Origin of the sequence: Salmonella sp. JXY0409-18 (genome assembly GCF_020268625.1) — a bacterium.
Classification (GTDB): domain Bacteria; phylum Pseudomonadota; class Gammaproteobacteria; order Enterobacterales; family Enterobacteriaceae; genus Salmonella; species Salmonella enterica.
In genome coordinates, this window is sequence record NZ_CP084216.1 from 3,763,781 (window position 1) to 3,782,478 (window position 18,698).

Consider the following 18,698-nt stretch of genomic DNA (forward strand, 5'->3'; position numbering starts at 1 on the left):
TGTTTTAGCATGTGACTGTTAACTGTAGCGTTATTGGCGAAAAGCAAGGAGAAATGCAGAACACTCTTAACGAGGGTTATCCGATGGCGTTCCGCGCAAAGTCATGTTTCCGGTCTGTGTTAGCGTCAAGCCGCGAGTTTCCGGGGCAAACATCACCGATACGCCAAGCCCGACTAACGAAATCAACGCGCCAATCAGCATGACGTTATTAATGCCGTAACGAGTAATAAAAATTGGTAATGCCCAGGTGGAGACAATGGTTCCGATGCGGCTTAATGACATGATGACCCCCACGGCCGAAGCGCGAATATCCGTCGGGAAGAGTTCATTAGGATAAAGCCATTGCAGTATGCCCGGCCCGCCGGAAAAGAAGGCGTATACCGCAAACGCCACCACGACCAGTATGATGCCCAGATTTGACACCAGCCCCAGCAGTGCCAGCGCGATAGTCATCATGGCGAAGCTGCCAATAAGCAGAGGGCGACGGCCAATACTGTTTAGCCAGAACATCGCTGGTATACAGCCCAGCATAAAAAAGAGGCTAATCACCACATTGCCGAGCGCCGCGTTGCGCCCCTGCTCCCAGCCGAGTAACCCGACGATCTGCGGCCCAAAGGTATAGATAGCGAACATCGGGATTACCTGACAGGTCCAGATAGCCGCAACGAACAGTACAAACGGGAAATGACGGCGATTAAACAGTTGCAGGAAGCGGGTCTCCTGCGGCGGCTCATCGTCAAAGCAGACCGGTTCGCCGAACAGTTTGATCATCATTTGTTCGCACTCTTTTACCCGTCCTTTTCGCAATAGCCAGCGTGGCGATTCCGGCAGGTCAAAGCGGCCAATCAAAATGATTAAGCACGGGATAAAGGCGCTGCCAAGCATCCAGCGCCAGCCGCCTTCCATGTCATACAGCCAGTAACCCACCAGGTTGGCGCAGGTCGCGCCGACGTACCACATCGCGGCGATAAAACCGATGGAGAACGCGCGCTGGCGGGTGTTGGAAAACTCCGTAATCATGGAAGTGGCGATAGGGTAATCCGCGCCGATAACAATGCCAATTAAAACGCGCATCACCAGCAATTCAAGCGGCGTGGAAACAAACATGGTCGCCACGGAGATAACGCCGATAGCGATAATATCAAGCAGGAACATTTTACGCCGCCCGACTTTATCGCAAATATAGCCAAACAACGAGGTGCCGATAAACAGTCCGGCAAGCGTAGCCGCACCGAGCGCGCCAATCCATTCAGCATCAAGGTGCAATAGCGGCGTCAGTTGTTCCAGCGCCACGCCAATGATCACCAGCACGTAGCCATCAAGGAACGGGCCGCCGCTTCCCCACAGCATAATTCTGCGATGAATGGAGGAGAATTTAAGGTCATCAAAGTTCCTGGGCTGCTGCATGGTGATGTCCTGTTTCAACACGGGCAAAGCGCATCTGTAGGCCGGATAAGGCGTTTCCGCCGCCATCCGGCATTGGCGCCACATGATTGCCGGATGGCGACGCTACCGCATCTTATCCGGCCAACGGGGGCACAACTTCGTACTTATTAGCCGTAGCGGAACTCCACGCCAAACGTCCCGCGCGGGTATTCCCATTTTTCCAGCGCCGTATCAAGGCCGAGGATCCGGCACGTTCCGCACTCCAGGCACCCGGCGTAATCAAAACGAACGCTGCCGTCGTCCTGCTTTTTATACAGTCCCGCCGGACAGGCCTTAATCAGCACCTCCAGCGCCTGTTTATCAGGATCGGTTTTGAGAATGATGTGCGGGCTGTCTTCATCCACATTGAACTTATTGACGCCCAGTTTGACGTCCACATTAACGGGAGATGTCATAATACGGTCACTCCTTTCAGGCCATCTTTCATCAGGTTGATGAAGCCCACTTTCTTCGCATGGCGCAGGATTTTTTTACGCATCGGCACCGGAGCGGAGCCATCCACGGTGAACAGGTCGCGCGCGATATTGACCGCCATTTCGGGATAGGCGGTAAACATGCGGGGATTATCAAGAAAAGCCGGCAGTTTCTGATACATACGCATATCGCGCATCGGACCTTCGTCCAGATGCTGACGGTATTCCCCCAACGACTGCTTGCTAAAATCGTCGCGCTTCATCGCCGAAAGCACCGTCTTCGCCGCCGCTTCGCCTGCGGATATGGCGAGATCCATACCCCGGATGGTAAAGCCGAGGTTCATACACATGCCGGCGGCGTCTCCGGCAATCAGTACGCCATCGCCCACCAGTTCAGGCTGCATATTCATTCCCGCCTCGGGTACAACGTGTGCGGCATATTCCACCAGCTTGCCACCGGCGATCAGCGGAGCAACTGCCGGATGCTGTTTGAAATCTTCCAGCATTTGCGGGACCGATTTTTTCGCGTCTTTCAGATGATGAAGTCCACAGACCAGCCCCAGGGAAAGGGTTGTTTCATTCGTATACAGGAAGCCACCGCCCATCAGACCATCGGTTGGCGCCCCGGCAAACAGACAGGCGGCACCTTCGTTGCCCTGTAACTGGAAACGATCTTCAATGACCGACTTCGGCAGTTCGATCAGTTCCTTCACGCCGACAGCAACATGCGATGCCTCAACGCGTTTGGCCATGCCCAGCTTTTCAGCCAGCAGAGAATTCACCCCGTCAGCGAGGATTACGACTTTGGCTTCCAGAATATCGCCATCGGCTTCCACGCCCACGACGTTGCCATCACGCTGAACGACGTTATCGACGCGAATACCGGTGATCAGTTGCGCCCCCGCCTCTTCGGCCTGCTCCATCAGCCAGGCGTCAAATTTACTGCGCAAAACGGAATAAGAAACTTGCGACGATGCGGCGTCCTCGCCGTTGCAATAATCCATCGTCATCGCCCCTTTGTCGGTCATAAAGGCGAGTTTTTCGTGGGTGATCATGCGTTCAATGGGGGCCTGATCCGCAAAGCCGGGAATGATGCGTTCCAGGCTATGTGCATACAAGCGCCCACCGGTGACATTCTTCGCGCCAGCAGAATTGCCGCGCTCGATAACCAGCACCTGTGCACCTTCGCGAGCAAGCACCAGCGCCGCAACCGAACCGGCCAGACCTGCACCCACGATGATGGCATCAAAGATATCTTCGGACATACGTACTCCTGTCAGCGGCAGGATACCTTCGCATCCTGCCCGAAATGGTTTATCGCGCTAAGGCAGCCGTCAGCGCAGGCAGGATCTTCAGCGCATCGCCAACGATGCCAAAATCCGCATACTGGAAGATTGGCGCGTTTTTATCTTTGTTGATGGCGAAAATCGTCTGCGCGCCGTTGGCGCCGACCATGTGTTGGATCTGCCCGGAGATCCCCACCGCCAGATACAGTTCAGGCTTGAGCATCAGGTTGGAGATACCGACGTAGCGCTCGTGCTCCATCCACTTCTCGTTTTCCGCCACCGGGCGAGAACAGGCCAGCTCGGCGCCAATCGTCTGGCACAGCGCTTCGGCCAGCGAGATATTCTCTTTGCTGCCGATGCCGCGTCCCACGCTGACCACCAGACGCGCTTTGTCGAGGTCAACGCTGTTGCTCTGACGCGCCTGGGTTGCGGTGCGGGTCACGGCAGTGGCTGGAGCCTGCCACTGCACGGTGTGCATCTCGCCGCTGCGGGAAGCATCCGGTTGTTGTGCGTCAAACGTTCCGCTGCTGAGTGTGATCACGGCAAACGGCGAAGCGATGGTCTCTGCCCCTATCGCCAGACCGCCGTAGACCATATGTTTAACCGCCGCTTTTCCATCCTGCAGGGCGACGTCGCTGGCGTCGTTGGAAACCGCAGCCGACAAGCGATAGCCCAGCTTTGCCGCCAACAGCTTGCCCCGACGCGTATTCGGCAGCAGCACCGCGCCGCCCTCGCTATGCTGACGAATAGTCTCAGCCATCGCAGCAGCGTAGTCTTCGATCATGCGGTCTTCTGGTTTGCCGCTGAGCAGCCAGACATGATCCGCGCCTAAGTGACATGCTGTCGCGCTATCCGCTTCGTTCAGTACGAACGCGTTAACTTTTTCACCTACAGCCTGCGCGCCACTCATCAGTTCGGGCAGACGAGAAGGGGTATCGCTGAATACCCAGACACTGGAAAATTTGTTCATAACATCCCCTGATAATTAAATGATTTTGCGCAGATTCTCGACAAACGCGGCGATTTGTTCTTCACCGTCACCTTCAATCACCACACGCTGACGCTCGCGCTGCTTCGGTGCGGCAACCTGTTGTGCGGAATACGCGGGTACGCTGTTCAGCCCGATATCCGCAGGCGACCAGACCTGAACCGGTTTTTTCGCCGCGCCAAGAATGGCTTTCATCGAAGGGATTTGTGGGGTGTTAATGTCGGTGGAAACCGCGATCACCGCCGGGAGCGGGATGCTCAGCGTTTCAACTTCATCTTCCAGTTCGCGTTCTACCGTCAATGTGCTGTCGGTAAGAGAGAGGATCTTACTCACGCCGTTAATCGCCGGAATGTTCAACGCTTCGCCCACCAGCAAACCAACCTGCTGAGCATAAAGATCGGAAGAACCGTCGCCGCAGATAAGCAGATCGAAACCTGATTTTTGCGCGGCAGCGGCCAGCGCGGTAGCGGTGTGTTGCGGCAGCGCCTGCTCAAATTGATCGTCAATGACCACAATCAGTTCATCAGGGCCACGAGAGAGGACATCTTTGCGCCCTTTTGCATTAGTCAGCGCTTTGCCGCCAACGCTCATGGCGACAACCTGAGCGTCTCCCAACTGCTGTTTTAACTGGCAAGCAGCTTCAATTGCATTCAGATCATATTGGCTGATTTTGCTATCCGCTTTGCTGAAATCGAGTGTTCCGTCAGCATTATTAATCGCAATATCCTGCTCATCAGGTACGCATTTGTAGCAAGTAATTATCTTCATTGCATCTCCAGAAATCATGAAGGAAACGTATTTATATCGGCGGTGTTAAATACAGATATCACGCTCTTTAATTCGGAAATAAAACCTTAATCACCAATATTGAAAATGTCACACATTGATATTCGTAACTTTCAATAGTGTTACGCACCTCACCAATATTGAAAGAAATATGCCAAATATGAAAATTTTCAATATTGTTTGCTGGCTCAACAATATTGAACGTCAGATACTTAAAAAAGTTAAAAAACCACAACCAACTAATTGATAAATAAAGCAAAAATCAAAATTTAGACACAAAATAATCAACGCAAAAAAGTGTGACGAAGATAACAGAATCACCCGAAGTGAATACCCATCATGAGTTACTCATTGAGGCGTCCCAGAGGTTAAAAACTTATCAACAAATCATTAATAATAAATAAACAAACGTTCATGGACTGGCACGCTAAATAAATTTCGTTTTCACACTGGAATTCACTTATGAAAAATGAAAAGAAAAAATCGGGAATTGAACCGAAGGTTTTTTTTCCGCCATTAATAATTGTCGGGATACTTTGCTGGCTAACAGTCAGAGATCTTGATGCCGCTAACGTCGTTATTAATGCGGTATTCAGTTATGTCACCAACGTCTGGGGTTGGGCATTTGAATGGTATATGGTCGTCATGCTCTTCGGCTGGTTCTGGCTGGTTTTTGGCCCCTATGCCAAAAAGAGATTAGGTGACGAAAAACCGGAGTTTAGCACCGCCAGCTGGATTTTCATGATGTTCGCCTCCTGTACATCCGCTGCAGTTCTGTTCTGGGGCTCTATTGAGATCTACTACTATATCTCCACCCCGCCGTTCGGCCTGGAACCCAATTCCACCGGCGCGAAAGAGATAGGTCTGGCGTACAGCCTGTTCCACTGGGGGCCGCTACCGTGGGCAACCTATAGCTTCCTTTCCGTGGCTTTCGCCTACTTCTTCTTTGTACGCAAGATGGATGTCATCCGCCCCAGCTCCACGCTAGTACCGCTCGTCGGTGAAAAGCATGCGAAAGGGTTGTTCGGTACCATCGTCGATAACTTCTACCTGGTGGCGCTGATCTTCGCGATGGGCACCAGCCTCGGTCTGGCTACCCCGCTGGTCACCGAGTGTATGCAATGGCTGTTCGGTATTCCGCATACGCTGCAATTGGATGCCATCATCATTACCTGCTGGATCATTCTGAACGCGATTTGCGTGGCCTGCGGCCTGCAAAAAGGGGTCAGAATCGCCAGCGATGTGCGTAGCTACCTGAGCTTCCTGATGCTCGGCTGGGTGTTTATCGTCAGCGGCGCCAGCTTCATCATGAACTACTTCACCGACTCCGTCGGGATGCTGTTAATGCACCTGCCACGGATGCTGTTCTATACCGACGCCATCGGTAAAGGCGGCTTCCCACAGGGCTGGACTGTTTTCTACTGGGCGTGGTGGGTTATTTACGCCATCCAGATGAGTATCTTCCTGGCCCGTATTTCCCGTGGTCGTACCGTACGTGAACTGTGCTTCGGGATGGTGATGGGTCTGACCGCGTCTACCTGGATCCTGTGGACAGTGCTGGGCAGCAACACGCTGCTGCTGATGGATAAAAACATCCTCAACATTCCGCAGTTGATTGAACAACACGGCGTGGCGCGCGCCATTATCGAAACCTGGGCCGCCTTGCCGCTCAGCACCGCCACCATGTGGGGCTTCTTCATCCTCTGCTTTATTGCCACCGTCACGCTGATTAACGCCTGCTCTTACACCCTGGCGATGTCGACCTGTCGTGAAGTTCGCGATGGTGAAGAGCCGCCTCTGTTAGTGCGTATCGGCTGGTCGGTGCTGGTCGGCATCATCGGTATCGTTCTGCTGGCGCTGGGTGGGTTGAAGCCGATTCAGACCGCGATTATCGCCGGAGGATGCCCGCTGTTCTTCGTCAACATTATGGTGACGCTGTCCTTTATTAAAGACGCCAAAGTGCACTGGAAAGACAAGTAATTCTTATTAACCCAATTGATCAAGAGGCTGAAAGATGGATTTCAACTTAAATGACGAACAGGAGCTGTTTGTCGCCGGTATTCGCGAACTGATGGCCAGTGAGAACTGGGAAGCTTATTTTGCCGAGTGCGATCGTGACAGCGTCTACCCTGAGCGTTTTGTAAAAGCGCTGGCGGATATGGGTATTGATAGCCTGCTGATCCCGGAAGAACACGGCGGTCTGGAAGCGGGTTTTGTTACCGTCGCCGCCGTCTGGATGGAGCTGGGACGTCTTGGCGCGCCAACTTACGTGTTGTACCAATTGCCGGGAGGTTTTAACACTTTCCTGCGTGAAGGGACTCAGGAGCAAATTGATAAAATCATGGCGTTCCGGGGCACCGGTAAGCAGATGTGGAACTCTGCTATCACCGAACCGGGAGCGGGATCGGATGTTGGTAGTCTGAAAACCACTTATACACGCAAAAATGGTAAGGTTTATCTCAATGGCAGTAAGTGCTTTATCACCAGTAGCGCCTATACCCCGTACATCGTGGTCATGGCGAGAGACGGTGCATCGCCGGATAAACCGGTTTACACCGAGTGGTTTGTGGACATGAGCAAAGCGGGTATCAAGGTCAACAAACTGGAGAAACTCGGTCTGCGCATGGATAGCTGCTGTGAAATCACCTTTGATGACGTTGAACTGGACGAAAAAGACATGTTCGGTCGGGAAGGTAACGGCTTCAACCGCGTGAAAGAAGAGTTTGACCATGAGCGCTTCCTCGTCGCGCTGACCAACTACGGTACCGCAATGTGCGCTTTTGAAGACGCGGCGCGTTACGCTAATCAGCGCGTGCAGTTTGGTGAAGCTATTGGTCGTTTCCAGCTGATTCAGGAGAAGTTTGCGCATATGGCGATCAAACTGAACTCCATGAAAAATATGCTGCTGGAAGCCGCGTGGAAAGCAGATAACGGCACGATTACCTCCGGCGACGCGGCCATGTGCAAATACTTCTGCGCCAACGCCGCGTTTGAAGTGGTAGACACCGCCATGCAGGTACTGGGAGGTGTTGGTATCGCGGGCAACCACCGCATCACGCGTTTCTGGCGTGACCTGCGCGTTGACCGTGTTTCTGGTGGTTCTGACGAAATGCAGATCCTGACGTTGGGTCGTGCGGTACTCAAGCAATACCGCTAATCGATCCCTTGTAGGCCTGATAAGACGCGGGGCGTCGCCATCAGGCAATCATGCCGGATGGCGCTGTGCTTATCCGGCCTACATACCGCAAAAAATGCCAGGAGAAAAATGATGAATCATTTACCAATGCCAACCTTTGGCCCGCTTGCTGGGGTACGCGTTGTTTTTTCAGGAATCGAAATCGCCGGTCCGTTCGCCGGACAGATGTTCGCCGAATGGGGCGCTGAGGTTATCTGGATTGAAAACGTCGCATGGGCCGATACCATCCGCGTGCAGCCTAACTATCCGCAGCTCTCACGCCGTAACCTGCACGCCCTGTCGCTGAATATTTTCAAAGATGAAGGCCGGGAAGCGTTTCTGAAGCTGATGGAAACCACCGATATTTTCATTGAAGCCAGTAAAGGTCCGGCCTTTGCCCGCCGCGGTATTACCGATGAAGTGCTGTGGGAACATAACCCGAAACTGGTCATTGCCCACCTTTCCGGCTTCGGCCAGTATGGTACCGAGGAGTACACCAATCTTCCGGCGTATAACACCATCGCGCAGGCATTCAGTGGTTATCTGATCCAAAACGGCGACGTTGATCAGCCGATGCCAGCCTTCCCGTATACCGCCGATTACTTCTCCGGGATGACCGCGACGACAGCCGCGCTGGCAGCCCTGCACAAAGTACGCGAAACGGGTAAAGGTGAAAGCATCGATATCGCCATGTACGAAGTGATGCTGCGCATGGGTCAGTACTTCATGATGGACTACTTCAACGGCGGCGAAATCTGTCCACGTATGACGAAAGGGAAAGACCCCTACTACGCCGGTTGCGGCCTGTATAAATGCGCCGATGGTTACATCGTCATGGAGTTGGTCGGCATCACGCAAATCAACGAGTGTTTTAAAGATATTGGCCTGGCCCACATTCTCGGTACGCCGGAAGTTCCGGAAGGCACGCAGCTCATCCATCGCGTGGAATGCCCTTACGGCCCGCTCGTCGAAGAGAAACTGGACGCCTGGCTGGCAACACACACTATCGCCGACGTTCAGGCGCGCTTTGCTGAGCTGAATATCGCCTGTGCGAAGGTGCTCACCATTCCGGAACTGGAAGGTAATCCGCAGTACGTTGCCCGCGAATCGATTACTCAGTGGCAAACAATGGACGGTCGCACCTGTAAGGGGCCGAACATCATGCCGAAATTTAAAAACAACCCGGGGAAAATCTGGCGTGGCATGCCGTCACACGGCATGGATACCGCCGCCATTCTGAAAAACATTGGTTATAGCGAAGCAGATATTAAGGAACTGGTCGGCAAAGGCCTGGCCAAAGTTGAGGATTAAACGCGATGCGCTAATCGGGTTTCCGGTTAGCGCTCACGCCTGATTTCAGTGGATAAAGCAATATGGATATCGTTGGCGGACAAAACTTACGTCAGATGTGGGACGACCTGGCCGGGGTGTACGGAGATAAAACGGCGTTAATTTTCGAATCCTGTGAGGGAATCGTTCGGCAGTTTAGCTATGCTTCGCTCAATGAAGAGATTAACCGCACGGCGAACCTTTTTTACTCCTTAGGGATCCGCAAGGGTGATAGGGTCGCGCTGCATCTGGATAACTGTCCGGAATTCATCTTTTGCTGGTTTGGACTGGCAAAAATCGGCGCCATTATGGTGCCGATTAATGCCCGCTTACTGGGCGAAGAAAGCGCCTGGATCCTGCAAAACAGCCAGGTGAGTCTGCTGGTTACCAGCGTCCAGTTTTATCCTATGTACCGTGAAATACGCCAGGACAAGAGCACTCCGCTTAATCATATCTGTCTGATTGGCGAGCAGCTTCCGGCTGACGATGGCGTGAGTCACTTTACCCAACTACAAGCACGCCAGTCGGCCACGCTGTGCTATACGCCCGCGTTATCCACTGACGATACGGCGGAAATTCTGTTTACCTCCGGTACCACCTCGCGTCCAAAAGGGGTGGTGATTACCCACTATAACCTGCGTTTTGCAGGCTACTACTCTGCCTGGCAAATCGCCCTGCGCGATGATGACGTGTACATGACGGTGATGCCCGCTTTTCATATCGACTGCCAGTGTACCGCCGCAATGCCAGCCTTTTCCGCCGGCAGTACCTTTGTGCTCCTGGAAAAGTACAGCGCCCGGGCCTTCTGGGATCAGGTACGTAAATATCAGGCGACGGTGACCGAGTGCATCCCGATGATGATCCGCACGCTGATGGTTCAGCCCTCCGCACCAACGGACAGGCAGCATCATCTGCGTGAAGTGATGTTCTATCTCAATCTATCCGCGCAGGAAAAAGACGCCTTTACCGAACGCTTTGGCGTCAGGCTGCTGACCTCTTATGGTATGACTGAAACCATTGTCGGAATTATTGGCGACCGTCCCGGAGACAAACGGCGCTGGCCTTCCATTGGTCGCGTGGGTTTTAGCTATGAAGCTGAAATTCGCGACGATCAAAATCGCCCGCTGCCCGCCGGAGAAATTGGCGAAATCTGTATTAAAGGCATCCCCGGCAAGACTATCTTCAAAGAGTATTACATGCAGCCGGAAGCAACCGCCAGGGCGCTGGAACCAGAGGGCTGGTTACATACCGGTGATTCGGGTTACCAGGATGAGGATGGCTATTTCTATTTTGTCGACAGACGCTGCAACATGATTAAACGTGGCGGAGAAAATGTCTCCTGCGTCGAGCTGGAAAATATTATTTCTGCACATCCGAAAATTCAGGACATTGTGGTGGTCGGTATTAAAGATGCGATCCGTGATGAAGCCATTAAAGCGTTTATCGTCCTTAATGAAGGTGAAACATTAAGCGAAGCCGAGTTTTTCAGCTTTTGCGAAAACAATATGGCGAAATTCAAGGTTCCCTCTTTTATGGAGATCAGAACTGACCTGCCACGCAACTGTTCAGGAAAAATAATCAAAAAAAATCTGAAATAAACCTTCCGGCAGGAATCCCTCCCGCCGGGAAACTATTTATCTGGAGATGAACTATGAGTGAGTCATTACATCTGACCCGTAACGGCCCGATCCTGGAAATTACCCTTGACCGACCTAAAGCGAATGCCATTGACGCCAAAACCAGCTTTGCAATGGGTGAAGCTTTTCTTAATTTCCGTGACGATCCGGAATTACGCGTAGCAATCATTACCGGCGGCGGGGAGAAATTCTTTTCTGCTGGCTGGGACTTAAAAGCGGCAGCGGAAGGTGAAGCGCCGGATGCTGATTTTGGTCCCGGCGGCTTTGCCGGTTTAACCGAAATATTTGACCTCGATAAGCCGGTTATCGCCGCGGTGAACGGCTACGCGTTTGGCGGCGGTTTTGAGCTGGCGCTGGCGGCGGACTTTATTGTCTGCGCCGAAAACGCCAGCTTCGCGCTGCCGGAAGCAAAGCTCGGCATCGTGCCTGACAGCGGCGGCGTATTGCGTCTGCCTAAGCTGCTGCCACCGGCTATCGTCAACGAAATGGTGATGACCGGCAGACGAATGAGCGCCGAAGAAGCGCTGCGTTGGGGAGTCGTGAACCGCGTTGTCAGCCAGAGCGAACTGATGGAGAGCGCGCGCGAACTGGCGCAACAACTGGTCAATAGCGCCCCGCTGGCTATCGCGGCGCTGAAAGAGATTTATCGCGCGACCAGCGAAATGCCGGTAGAAGAAGGCTACCGCTACATCCGCAGCGGCGTGCTGAAACATTATCCGTCGGTACTGCATTCAGAAGATGCGCTCGAAGGACCGCAGGCATTTGCCGAAAAACGCGATCCGGTGTGGAAGGGTCGTTAATGTGACTATGCCGGATGGCGCTTCGCTTATCCGGCCTACAGCACATGCGCAACCGTAGGCCGGATAAGGTGTTTACGCCGCCATCCGGCAAAAAAACCGAGGTACAACCATGAGCTATTACGCCTTTGAAGGACTGATCCCGGTGGTGCACCCGGACGCGTTTGTCCATCCCAGCGCCGTGCTGATTGGCGATGTCATCGTGGGTGCTGGTGTTTATATTGGCCCACTCGCGTCATTGCGTGGGGATTATGGTCGCCTGATCCTGGAGGCAGGCTCTAATCTGCAGGATGGCTGCATTATGCATGGCTACTGCGATACCGATACCATCGTGCATGAAAACGGCCATATCGGCCACGGCGCTATTCTACATGGCTGCGTGGTGGGACGGGACGCCCTGGTCGGCATGAATAGCGTCATTATGGACGGCGCAGTGATTGGCGAAGAGAGCATTGTCGCCGCCATGAGTTTTGTCAAAGCCGGATTTCAGGGTGAGGCAAGGCAACTGCTGGTGGGATCACCGGCGCGCGTACTACGCCAGGTTACGGACCAGGAGCTGCACTGGAAACGCCTCAACACTAAAGAATATCAGGATCTTGCGATCCGTTGTCGAACGGGGTTATCTGAAACGAAGCCGTTAACGCAGGTCGAAGAAAACCGGCCGCGCCTGAAAGGCACGACGGACGTGAAGCCAAAATCAGCACAGTAATTGATGCCGGATGCGCTCACGCTTATCCGGCCTACGCGTCAATTACCGTTTACCCCGCCATCAGGTAAACAGACAATTAGCGACGCATACTCTTGGAGAGCATCATCTGCCATTTCTGCTCACGGTTTAGCTCTGTGGGGGGAACGGCAGACAGTCGCGGCGCTTTCGCCACGCTCACTTTTCTTTCCTGCAAATTATGATTCAATCGGCGATAGAGTTGAGAGTCGATACTCACGACTTTCACCAGACGCTGGCACTGGCAGCCTCGTCCTGCAATCTGGTTAGGGATCATCTTCACTTCACAAACAATTTCCCCCACTTCTGACAGAATATAGGAGAGCGTATTAATTGCTTTGCAGTGTTCAATATCAAATTGACGGGAAATCTCCCTGGCCGTGATCCATCGGTTCTCTGCCATCATCCAGTCAGCAATTAACAAATAAAGCGGTCTTTCAACATATTTTTCACACATAAGCACACCATTTCACAAATTAAAAATCTGGCTACGGCCTGTCCAAACTAATAAAAACTAAGCCATATTAAAATTGTGGATATGCAAGATAGTATGCGACTTAAATATTGATTAGTGTGAGCAATATCGTGCTTATTACATAGAAAATGTGGTTACGGAAACGGACTTCTCCAGGAATGACCTTACGCAAGATAAAAAAAGGGTTTCTTTACAGAAACCCTTTCAGAATTATATTACAGGTCCGGTTAGAGCAATATCCACCGGACTCTTTATTTACGACTTTTTGATCTGCGCGTGCATTTCCTGCACCGAGGTTACCTTCTCGGTGGCATCGGCATTGAGCGCCATCGTCGTTGCAAAACCGCCGTTCAGCGTGGTGTCATAATGCACTTTATACTGCAGCGCGCTACGACGAATCACCCTGGAGTCTTCAATCGCGCGGCGGCCTGCGGTGGTATTGATGATATAGGTATATTCGCCATTCTTGATGCGGTCCTGAATGTGCGGACGACCTTCGTGCACCTTGTTCACCAGACGCGGGTTGATACCGGCTTCGCCCAGCACAATCGCCGTACCGTGAGTGGCATCCAGCTCAAAGCCCTGTTTCAGCAGCTTGGCCGCGAGATCCACCACGCGCTCTTTGTCGCCTTCGCGAACGGAGAGCAGCGCACGGCCCTGTTTCTTCATCGTGGAGTTACTGCCCAACTGTGCCTTGGCGAACGCTTCCGCGAAGGTACGACCGACGCCCATCACTTCCCCGGTAGAGCGCATTTCTGGCCCTAACAGCGGGTCAACGCCGGGGAATTTGTTGAACGGCAGCACCACTTCTTTCACCGAGTAGTACGGCGGGATAATTTCTTGGGTCACGCCCTGCTCGGTCAGCGATTTGCCGGCCATCACGCGCGCCGCTACTTTCGCCAGCGGCACGCCGGTGGCTTTGGAGACGAACGGTACGGTACGCGCCGCACGCGGGTTGACTTCAATCAGATAGACTTCGTTGTCTTTCACCGCAAACTGCACGTTCATCAGGCCGCGCACCTGCAACTCGAAAGCCAGCTTCTGCACCTGCTGGCGCATCACGTCTTGAATTTCCTGGCTCAGCGTGTAGGCCGGCAGGGAACAGGCGGAGTCGCCGGAGTGTACGCCAGCCTGCTCGATGTGCTCCATGATGCCGCCAATCAGCACCATTTCGCCGTCGCAGATAGCGTCCACGTCCACTTCAACCGCATCATCAAGGAAGCGGTCCAGCAGTACCGGCGCATCGTTAGAGACGCTGACTGCGGTCTGGAAGTAGCGACGCAGGTCGGCTTCGTCGTAGACAATTTCCATCGCCCGACCGCCCAGCACGTAAGAAGGACGTACCACCAGCGGGTAGCCAATTTCTTTCGCCTTCTCAACCGCTTGTTCAATGGCGGTGACGGTGGCGTTGGCCGGTTGCTTCAGCTTCAGACGGTCAACCGCATGCTGGAAGCGTTCACGGTCTTCCGCGCGGTCGATGGCGTCCGGGCTGGTGCCGATAACCGGCACGCCTGCCGCTTCCAGCGCGCGCGCCAGCTTCAGCGGCGTCTGGCCGCCGTACTGCACGATAACGCCTTTCGGCTTCTCGATGCGCACGATTTCCAGCACGTCTTCCAGCGTCACCGGCTCGAAGTACAGACGGTCGGAAGTGTCGTAGTCGGTGGAGACGGTTTCCGGGTTACAGTTGACCATAATGGTTTCGTAACCGTCTTCGCGCAGCGCCAGCGAGGCGTGTACGCAGCAGTAGTCAAATTCGATGCCCTGGCCGATACGGTTCGGGCCGCCGCCGAGGACCATGATTTTATCGCGATCAACGGACGGGTTCGCTTCGCACTCATCTTCATAAGTGGAGTACATATAGGCGGTATCGGTGGCGAATTCCGCCGCGCAGGTATCCACACGCTTGTAGACCGGGTGCAGGTCATACTGGTCGCGTAGCTTGCGGATTTCCGCCTCGCGCACGCCCGCCAGTTTCGCCAGACGCGCATCGGCAAAACCTTTGCGCTTGAGCTGACGCAGGAAGTCGGCGTTGAGGCCGGTAATCCCGACTTCAGCCACTTTCTCTTCCAGACGCACCAGCTCTTCAATCTGCACCAGGAACCAGCGGTCGATGTTGGTCAAGTTGAACACCCCGTCAACGGAGAGACCTGCGCGGAAGGCATCGGCGATATACCAGATACGATCAGCGCCCGCGTCTTTCAGCTCGCGGCGGATTTTAGTCAGCGCTTCCGGGTCGTCGAGGCTGACTTTCGGGTCGAAGCCGGTAGCGCCCACTTCCAGGCCGCGCAGCGCTTTTTGCAGGGATTCCTGCTGCGTGCGGCCAATCGCCATCACTTCACCAACCGATTTCATCTGGGTGGTCAGACGGTCGTTGGCACCGGCGAATTTCTCGAAGTTAAAGCGCGGAATTTTGGTGACAACGTAGTCGATAGACGGCTCGAAGGAGGCCGGTGTACGGCCACCGGTGATGTCGTTCATCAGCTCGTCGAGGGTATAACCCACCGCCAGTTTGGCGGCCACTTTGGCAATCGGGAAACCGGTGGCTTTCGACGCCAGCGCCGAGGAGCGGGAGACGCGCGGGTTCATTTCGATAACGATCAGACGACCGTTTTTCGGGTTTACTGCGAACTGGACGTTAGAACCGCCAGTTTCGACGCCGATTTCACGCAGTACCGCCATCGAGGCGTTACGCATGATTTGGTATTCTTTGTCGGTCAGCGTCTGTGCCGGGGCCACGGTGATCGAGTCCCCAGTATGGATACCCATTGCGTCGAAGTTTTCGATAGAGCAGACGATGATGCAGTTGTCGTTTTTATCACGCACCACTTCCATCTCGTACTCTTTCCAGCCGATCAGCGATTCATCAATCAGCAGCTCGTTGGTTGGCGAGAGGTCCAGACCGCGTTCGCAGATTTCTTCGAACTCTTCACGGTTGTAAGCGATACCGCCACCGGTGCCGCCCATGGTAAAGGACGGACGGATGATGCACGGGAAGCCCACATCAGCGGCAACCGCCAGCGCTTCTTCCATAGTGTGCGCGATACCGGAACGCGCGGTGTCGAGACCAATTTTCTTCATCGCGATATCGAAGCGACGACGGTCTTCGGCTTTATCAATGGCGTCGGCGGTGGCGCCAATCATGGTGACGCCGAACTCTTCGAGCACGCCCTGCCGCTCCAGCTCCAGCGCGCAGTTCAGCGCCGTCTGGCCGCCCATGGTCGGCAGCACCGCATCCGGACGCTCTTTTTCAATGATTTTGCGCACCACTTCCCAGTGAATCGGCTCGATGTAGGTGGCATCGGCCATTTCCGGGTCGGTCATGATGGTGGCCGGGTTGGAGTTCACCAGAATGACGCGGTAACCCTCTTCGCGCAGCGCTTTACACGCCTGAGCGCCGGAGTAGTCAAACTCACACGCCTGACCGATAACAATCGGGCCCGCGCCCAGAATCAGGATGCTTTTTATATCTGTACGTTTTGGCATGGCTCTTATTACTCCTGATTATTTCGCGGACTGACGGTATTGCTCAATAAGCTCGATAAAGTGGTCGAACAGCGGTGCAGCATCGTGCGGGCCGGGGCTGGCTTCCGGGTGGCCCTGGAAGCTGAACGCCGGTTTATCGGTACGGTGAATGCCCTGCAGGGTGCCGTCGAACAGCGACTTGTGGGTCACGCGCAGGTTGGCTGGCAGCGAGTCTTCATCCACCGCAAAGCCGTGGTTCTGCGCGGTGATCATCACCACGTTTCGGTCCATATCTTTTACCGGATGGTTGCCGCCGTGATGGCCGAACTTCATCTTAACGGTCTTCGCACCGCTCGCCAGCGCCAGTAGCTGATGGCCGAGGCAGATGCCGAACACAGGAATGTCGGTTTCGAGGAATTTCTGGATAGCAGTAATCGCGTAGTCGCACGGGGCCGGGTCGCCAGGGCCGTTTGACAGGAAGATGCCGTCCGGATTCATTTCCAGCACCTCTTCAGCAGAGGTCTGCGCTGGCACCACCGTCAGGCGGCAGCCGCGATCCACCAGCATACGTAGAATGTTGCGTTTGGCGCCAAAATCGTAGGCCACCACGTGGAACGGCAGGTCATCCTCAGATTTCGCTTCCGGTAAACCGTCTTTCAGCGTCCAGCTACCCTGCGTCCAGCGGTAAGTTTCCGCCGTGGTCACTTCTTTCGCCAGATCCATACCGTTCAGTCCAGGAAATGCTTTCGCTTTTTCCAGCGCCAGCTTCGCATCCGGGCTATCGCCTGCAATGATGCAGCCGTTCTGTGCACCTTTCTCACGCAGCAGACGCGTCAGCTTGCGGGTATCGATATCAGCAATCGCCACAATGTTATGCCGTTTGAGGTAAGAAGAGAGGTCTTCGGTGTTACGGAAGTTGCTGGCAATCAGCGGCAGGTCGCGAATTACCAGACCTTGTGCATGTACCTGAGAAGATTCTTCATCGGCTTCATTGGTGCCGACATTACCAATATGGGGATAAGTAAGAGTGACGATTTGGCGGGAATAGGAAGGATCAGTGAGGATTTCTTGATAACCGGTCATTGAAGTATTGAAAACGACTTCCCCAACCGCCGAACCCGTTGCCCCAATGGCCCGACCGTGAAACTGGGTTCCGTCTTCCAGAACCAATAGCGCTGACTTAATCAAAACACCCTCCAGAGAATATTCACTCACTTTATTTGCATATTAATTCATTCAGTCAGTATGAAGCAATGCAAATTTGCTTACCCGTGGATTTCTGGCAAACGGCGGCATTCTGAAGTTAAGCCGGATAAAAGTCAACTTAAAGAGGGTGTTTTTTATGTTATTTTGCACATTATAAGGAAGTTATCCTATTTAATAGGCAAAAAGATCAACTAAGTGACGATAGAAAACGCTTGCGCTTCCTTGAGTTCGAAAAAAGCTGACTGGAACGATAAAAAGTGGACCAAATGGTCAAATTTCACATTAAAACAACGAAAAACAACGATAAAAATTAATTTAATAACCACTAATACCATTAAATGAATAAAAATTCAAAATAAAGCAAATTAACGATAAAAACAATTTAAAAATCAAGCACTTGTTAAAATAAAAAACAAACCAAACATATCAAAAAATCGACAAAAACAGCAAATTAAGATAATGTAATGAGAATCACAATCGCGATATAAAGGTCTAACTTCTTTTTTTTTAAGACTAGCGCATACGATTGAACCACAACCAGCCTCACTACAGCATAAAAAAGCTAACCTATTGAAACAAAAGAGATAAAACGCCCCCGAGGAACAGCGCTAACCCCACGATGGATATCAGTCTTATCAGTCTGGTCGAGGTGCCTTTTGCATACGGTAAGCCACTGCGGCTGAATATGACTAACATCAGTTCAGGCAGTATTTTTCCCGTTGAACGTAATGGCCCGTACCGATGCGCCTGAAGGACTAATTAACCGCATTTATCGTAATGGCAATTACGTCACGCAAATGGATGCCGTTGGCCCGGATGTCTTTAAACTGACTATTCTTAACGCGAAAACAACGGCAGAACATATCGTGGGCGAAGAAACTGTCGAAACATGAATGGTGAAAGGCGTTATTTATCTGACCGAATAACCGGGGGGCAAAAAACAAAAGGGCAATAATATATTGCCCTTTGTAATC

At 53.1% G+C, this 18,698-nt stretch carries 15 protein-coding genes; 7 read left to right on the forward strand and 8 right to left on the reverse strand.

Going from position 1 to position 18,698, the window contains the following annotated elements:
• Nucleotides 1-66: 66 nt before the first annotated feature.
• The 5 genes from LDB27_RS18350 to LDB27_RS18370 form a co-directional block, all read right to left on the reverse strand.
• Nucleotides 67-1,407: an MFS transporter gene (locus tag LDB27_RS18350; protein WP_001187057.1), complete on the reverse strand. Its 1,341-nt coding sequence runs from the start codon at nt 1,405-1,407 to the stop codon at nt 67-69.
• A 146-nt stretch (nt 1,408-1,553) separates the two neighbouring features.
• Nucleotides 1,554-1,841 carry a ferredoxin-like protein FixX gene (gene fixX / locus LDB27_RS18355; RefSeq protein ID WP_000203736.1) on the reverse strand — a complete coding sequence of 96 codons (288 nt, stop codon included), beginning with the start codon at nt 1,839-1,841 and terminating at the stop codon, nt 1,554-1,556.
• Nucleotides 1,838-3,124 (reverse strand): FAD-dependent oxidoreductase, encoded by a 1,287-nt coding sequence (locus LDB27_RS18360; RefSeq protein ID WP_001287763.1) that lies wholly within the window; start codon nt 3,122-3,124, stop codon nt 1,838-1,840. The genes fixX and LDB27_RS18360 overlap by 4 nt, the downstream gene beginning before the upstream one ends.
• 49 nt (nt 3,125-3,173) lie before the next feature.
• Nucleotides 3,174-4,115 (reverse strand): electron transfer flavoprotein subunit alpha/FixB family protein, encoded by a 942-nt coding sequence (locus tag LDB27_RS18365; protein WP_001032188.1) that lies wholly within the window; start codon nt 4,113-4,115, stop codon nt 3,174-3,176.
• A gap of 15 nt (nt 4,116-4,130) precedes the next feature.
• Nucleotides 4,131-4,901, reverse strand: a complete 771-nt coding sequence (locus LDB27_RS18370; protein ID WP_000692185.1) for an electron transfer flavoprotein FixA — start codon at nt 4,899-4,901, stop codon at nt 4,131-4,133.
• 480 nt (nt 4,902-5,381) lie between these two features.
• Between LDB27_RS18370 and caiT the strand changes: the two genes are divergently transcribed.
• From caiT to caiE, 6 genes are all read left to right on the forward strand, one after another.
• Nucleotides 5,382-6,899, forward strand: coding sequence for an L-carnitine/gamma-butyrobetaine antiporter (caiT, locus tag LDB27_RS18375; RefSeq protein WP_000787073.1), 1,518 nt, complete (start codon nt 5,382-5,384; stop codon nt 6,897-6,899).
• Between the two features lie 34 nt (nt 6,900-6,933).
• A complete protein-coding gene (caiA, locus tag LDB27_RS18380) occupies nt 6,934-8,076 on the forward strand; it encodes a crotonobetainyl-CoA dehydrogenase (protein WP_000347134.1) in 1,143 nt (380 codons plus the stop codon).
• 111 nt (nt 8,077-8,187) lie between these two features.
• Nucleotides 8,188-9,405, forward strand: coding sequence for an L-carnitine CoA-transferase (caiB, locus tag LDB27_RS18385; protein ID WP_001016212.1), 1,218 nt, complete (start codon nt 8,188-8,190; stop codon nt 9,403-9,405).
• A 62-nt stretch (nt 9,406-9,467) separates the two neighbouring features.
• Nucleotides 9,468-11,021, forward strand: coding sequence for a crotonobetaine/carnitine-CoA ligase (gene caiC, locus LDB27_RS18390; RefSeq protein WP_023137176.1), 1,554 nt, complete (start codon nt 9,468-9,470; stop codon nt 11,019-11,021).
• A 53-nt stretch (nt 11,022-11,074) separates the two neighbouring features.
• A complete protein-coding gene (caiD, locus tag LDB27_RS18395; RefSeq protein ID WP_000004385.1) occupies nt 11,075-11,860 on the forward strand; it encodes a crotonobetainyl-CoA hydratase in 786 nt (261 codons plus the stop codon).
• 109 nt (nt 11,861-11,969) lie between these two features.
• The gene (caiE, locus tag LDB27_RS18400; protein ID WP_000122863.1) at nt 11,970-12,566 is read left to right on the forward strand and encodes a carnitine operon protein CaiE; all 597 of its coding nucleotides are present in this window, start codon (nt 11,970-11,972) and stop codon (nt 12,564-12,566) included.
• Nucleotides 12,567-12,642: 76 nt separating this feature from the next.
• Here the strand turns inward: caiE and caiF are convergent, their stop codons facing one another.
• The 3 genes from caiF to carA all read right to left on the reverse strand — a co-directional run bounded on the left by caiF (nt 12,643) and on the right by carA (nt 17,706).
• Entirely contained in the window at nt 12,643-13,038 is a 396-nt protein-coding gene (caiF, locus tag LDB27_RS18405; RefSeq protein WP_000333324.1) for a carnitine metabolism transcriptional regulator CaiF, read from the reverse strand.
• A gap of 273 nt (nt 13,039-13,311) precedes the next feature.
• Nucleotides 13,312-16,539, reverse strand: coding sequence for a carbamoyl-phosphate synthase large subunit (gene carB / locus LDB27_RS18410; protein WP_001126310.1), 3,228 nt, complete (start codon nt 16,537-16,539; stop codon nt 13,312-13,314).
• Between the two features lie 18 nt (nt 16,540-16,557).
• A complete protein-coding gene (carA, locus tag LDB27_RS18415) occupies nt 16,558-17,706 on the reverse strand; it encodes a glutamine-hydrolyzing carbamoyl-phosphate synthase small subunit (protein ID WP_000597270.1) in 1,149 nt (382 codons plus the stop codon).
• Between the two features lie 746 nt (nt 17,707-18,452).
• On the opposite strand from carA, the gene LDB27_RS18420 reads away from it, so the two are divergent.
• The gene (locus tag LDB27_RS18420; protein WP_001529894.1) at nt 18,453-18,617 is read left to right on the forward strand and encodes a hypothetical protein; all 165 of its coding nucleotides are present in this window, start codon (nt 18,453-18,455) and stop codon (nt 18,615-18,617) included.
• Nucleotides 18,618-18,698 lie beyond the last annotated feature (81 nt).

What these genes read in the sequence shown, in the direction of transcription:
- LDB27_RS18350 (WP_001187057.1), bottom strand. Translation starts at nt 1,407, where the DNA reads ATGCAGCAGCCCAGGAACTTTGATGACCTTAAATTCTCCTCCATTCAT.
- fixX (WP_000203736.1), bottom strand. Translation starts at nt 1,841, where the DNA reads ATGACATCTCCCGTTAATGTGGACGTCAAACTGGGCGTCAATAAGTTC.
- LDB27_RS18360 (WP_001287763.1), bottom strand. Translation starts at nt 3,124, where the DNA reads ATGTCCGAAGATATCTTTGATGCCATCATCGTGGGTGCAGGTCTGGCC.
- LDB27_RS18365 (WP_001032188.1), bottom strand. Translation starts at nt 4,115, where the DNA reads ATGAACAAATTTTCCAGTGTCTGGGTATTCAGCGATACCCCTTCTCGT.
- LDB27_RS18370 (WP_000692185.1), bottom strand. Translation starts at nt 4,901, where the DNA reads ATGAAGATAATTACTTGCTACAAATGCGTACCTGATGAGCAGGATATT.
- caiT (WP_000787073.1), top strand. Translation starts at nt 5,382, where the DNA reads ATGAAAAATGAAAAGAAAAAATCGGGAATTGAACCGAAGGTTTTTTTT.
- caiA (WP_000347134.1), top strand. Translation starts at nt 6,934, where the DNA reads ATGGATTTCAACTTAAATGACGAACAGGAGCTGTTTGTCGCCGGTATT.
- caiB (WP_001016212.1), top strand. Translation starts at nt 8,188, where the DNA reads ATGAATCATTTACCAATGCCAACCTTTGGCCCGCTTGCTGGGGTACGC.
- caiC (WP_023137176.1), top strand. Translation starts at nt 9,468, where the DNA reads ATGGATATCGTTGGCGGACAAAACTTACGTCAGATGTGGGACGACCTG.
- caiD (WP_000004385.1), top strand. Translation starts at nt 11,075, where the DNA reads ATGAGTGAGTCATTACATCTGACCCGTAACGGCCCGATCCTGGAAATT.
- caiE (WP_000122863.1), top strand. Translation starts at nt 11,970, where the DNA reads ATGAGCTATTACGCCTTTGAAGGACTGATCCCGGTGGTGCACCCGGAC.
- caiF (WP_000333324.1), bottom strand. Translation starts at nt 13,038, where the DNA reads ATGTGTGAAAAATATGTTGAAAGACCGCTTTATTTGTTAATTGCTGAC.
- carB (WP_001126310.1), bottom strand. Translation starts at nt 16,539, where the DNA reads ATGCCAAAACGTACAGATATAAAAAGCATCCTGATTCTGGGCGCGGGC.
- LDB27_RS18420 (WP_001529894.1), top strand. Translation starts at nt 18,453, where the DNA reads ATGGCCCGTACCGATGCGCCTGAAGGACTAATTAACCGCATTTATCGT.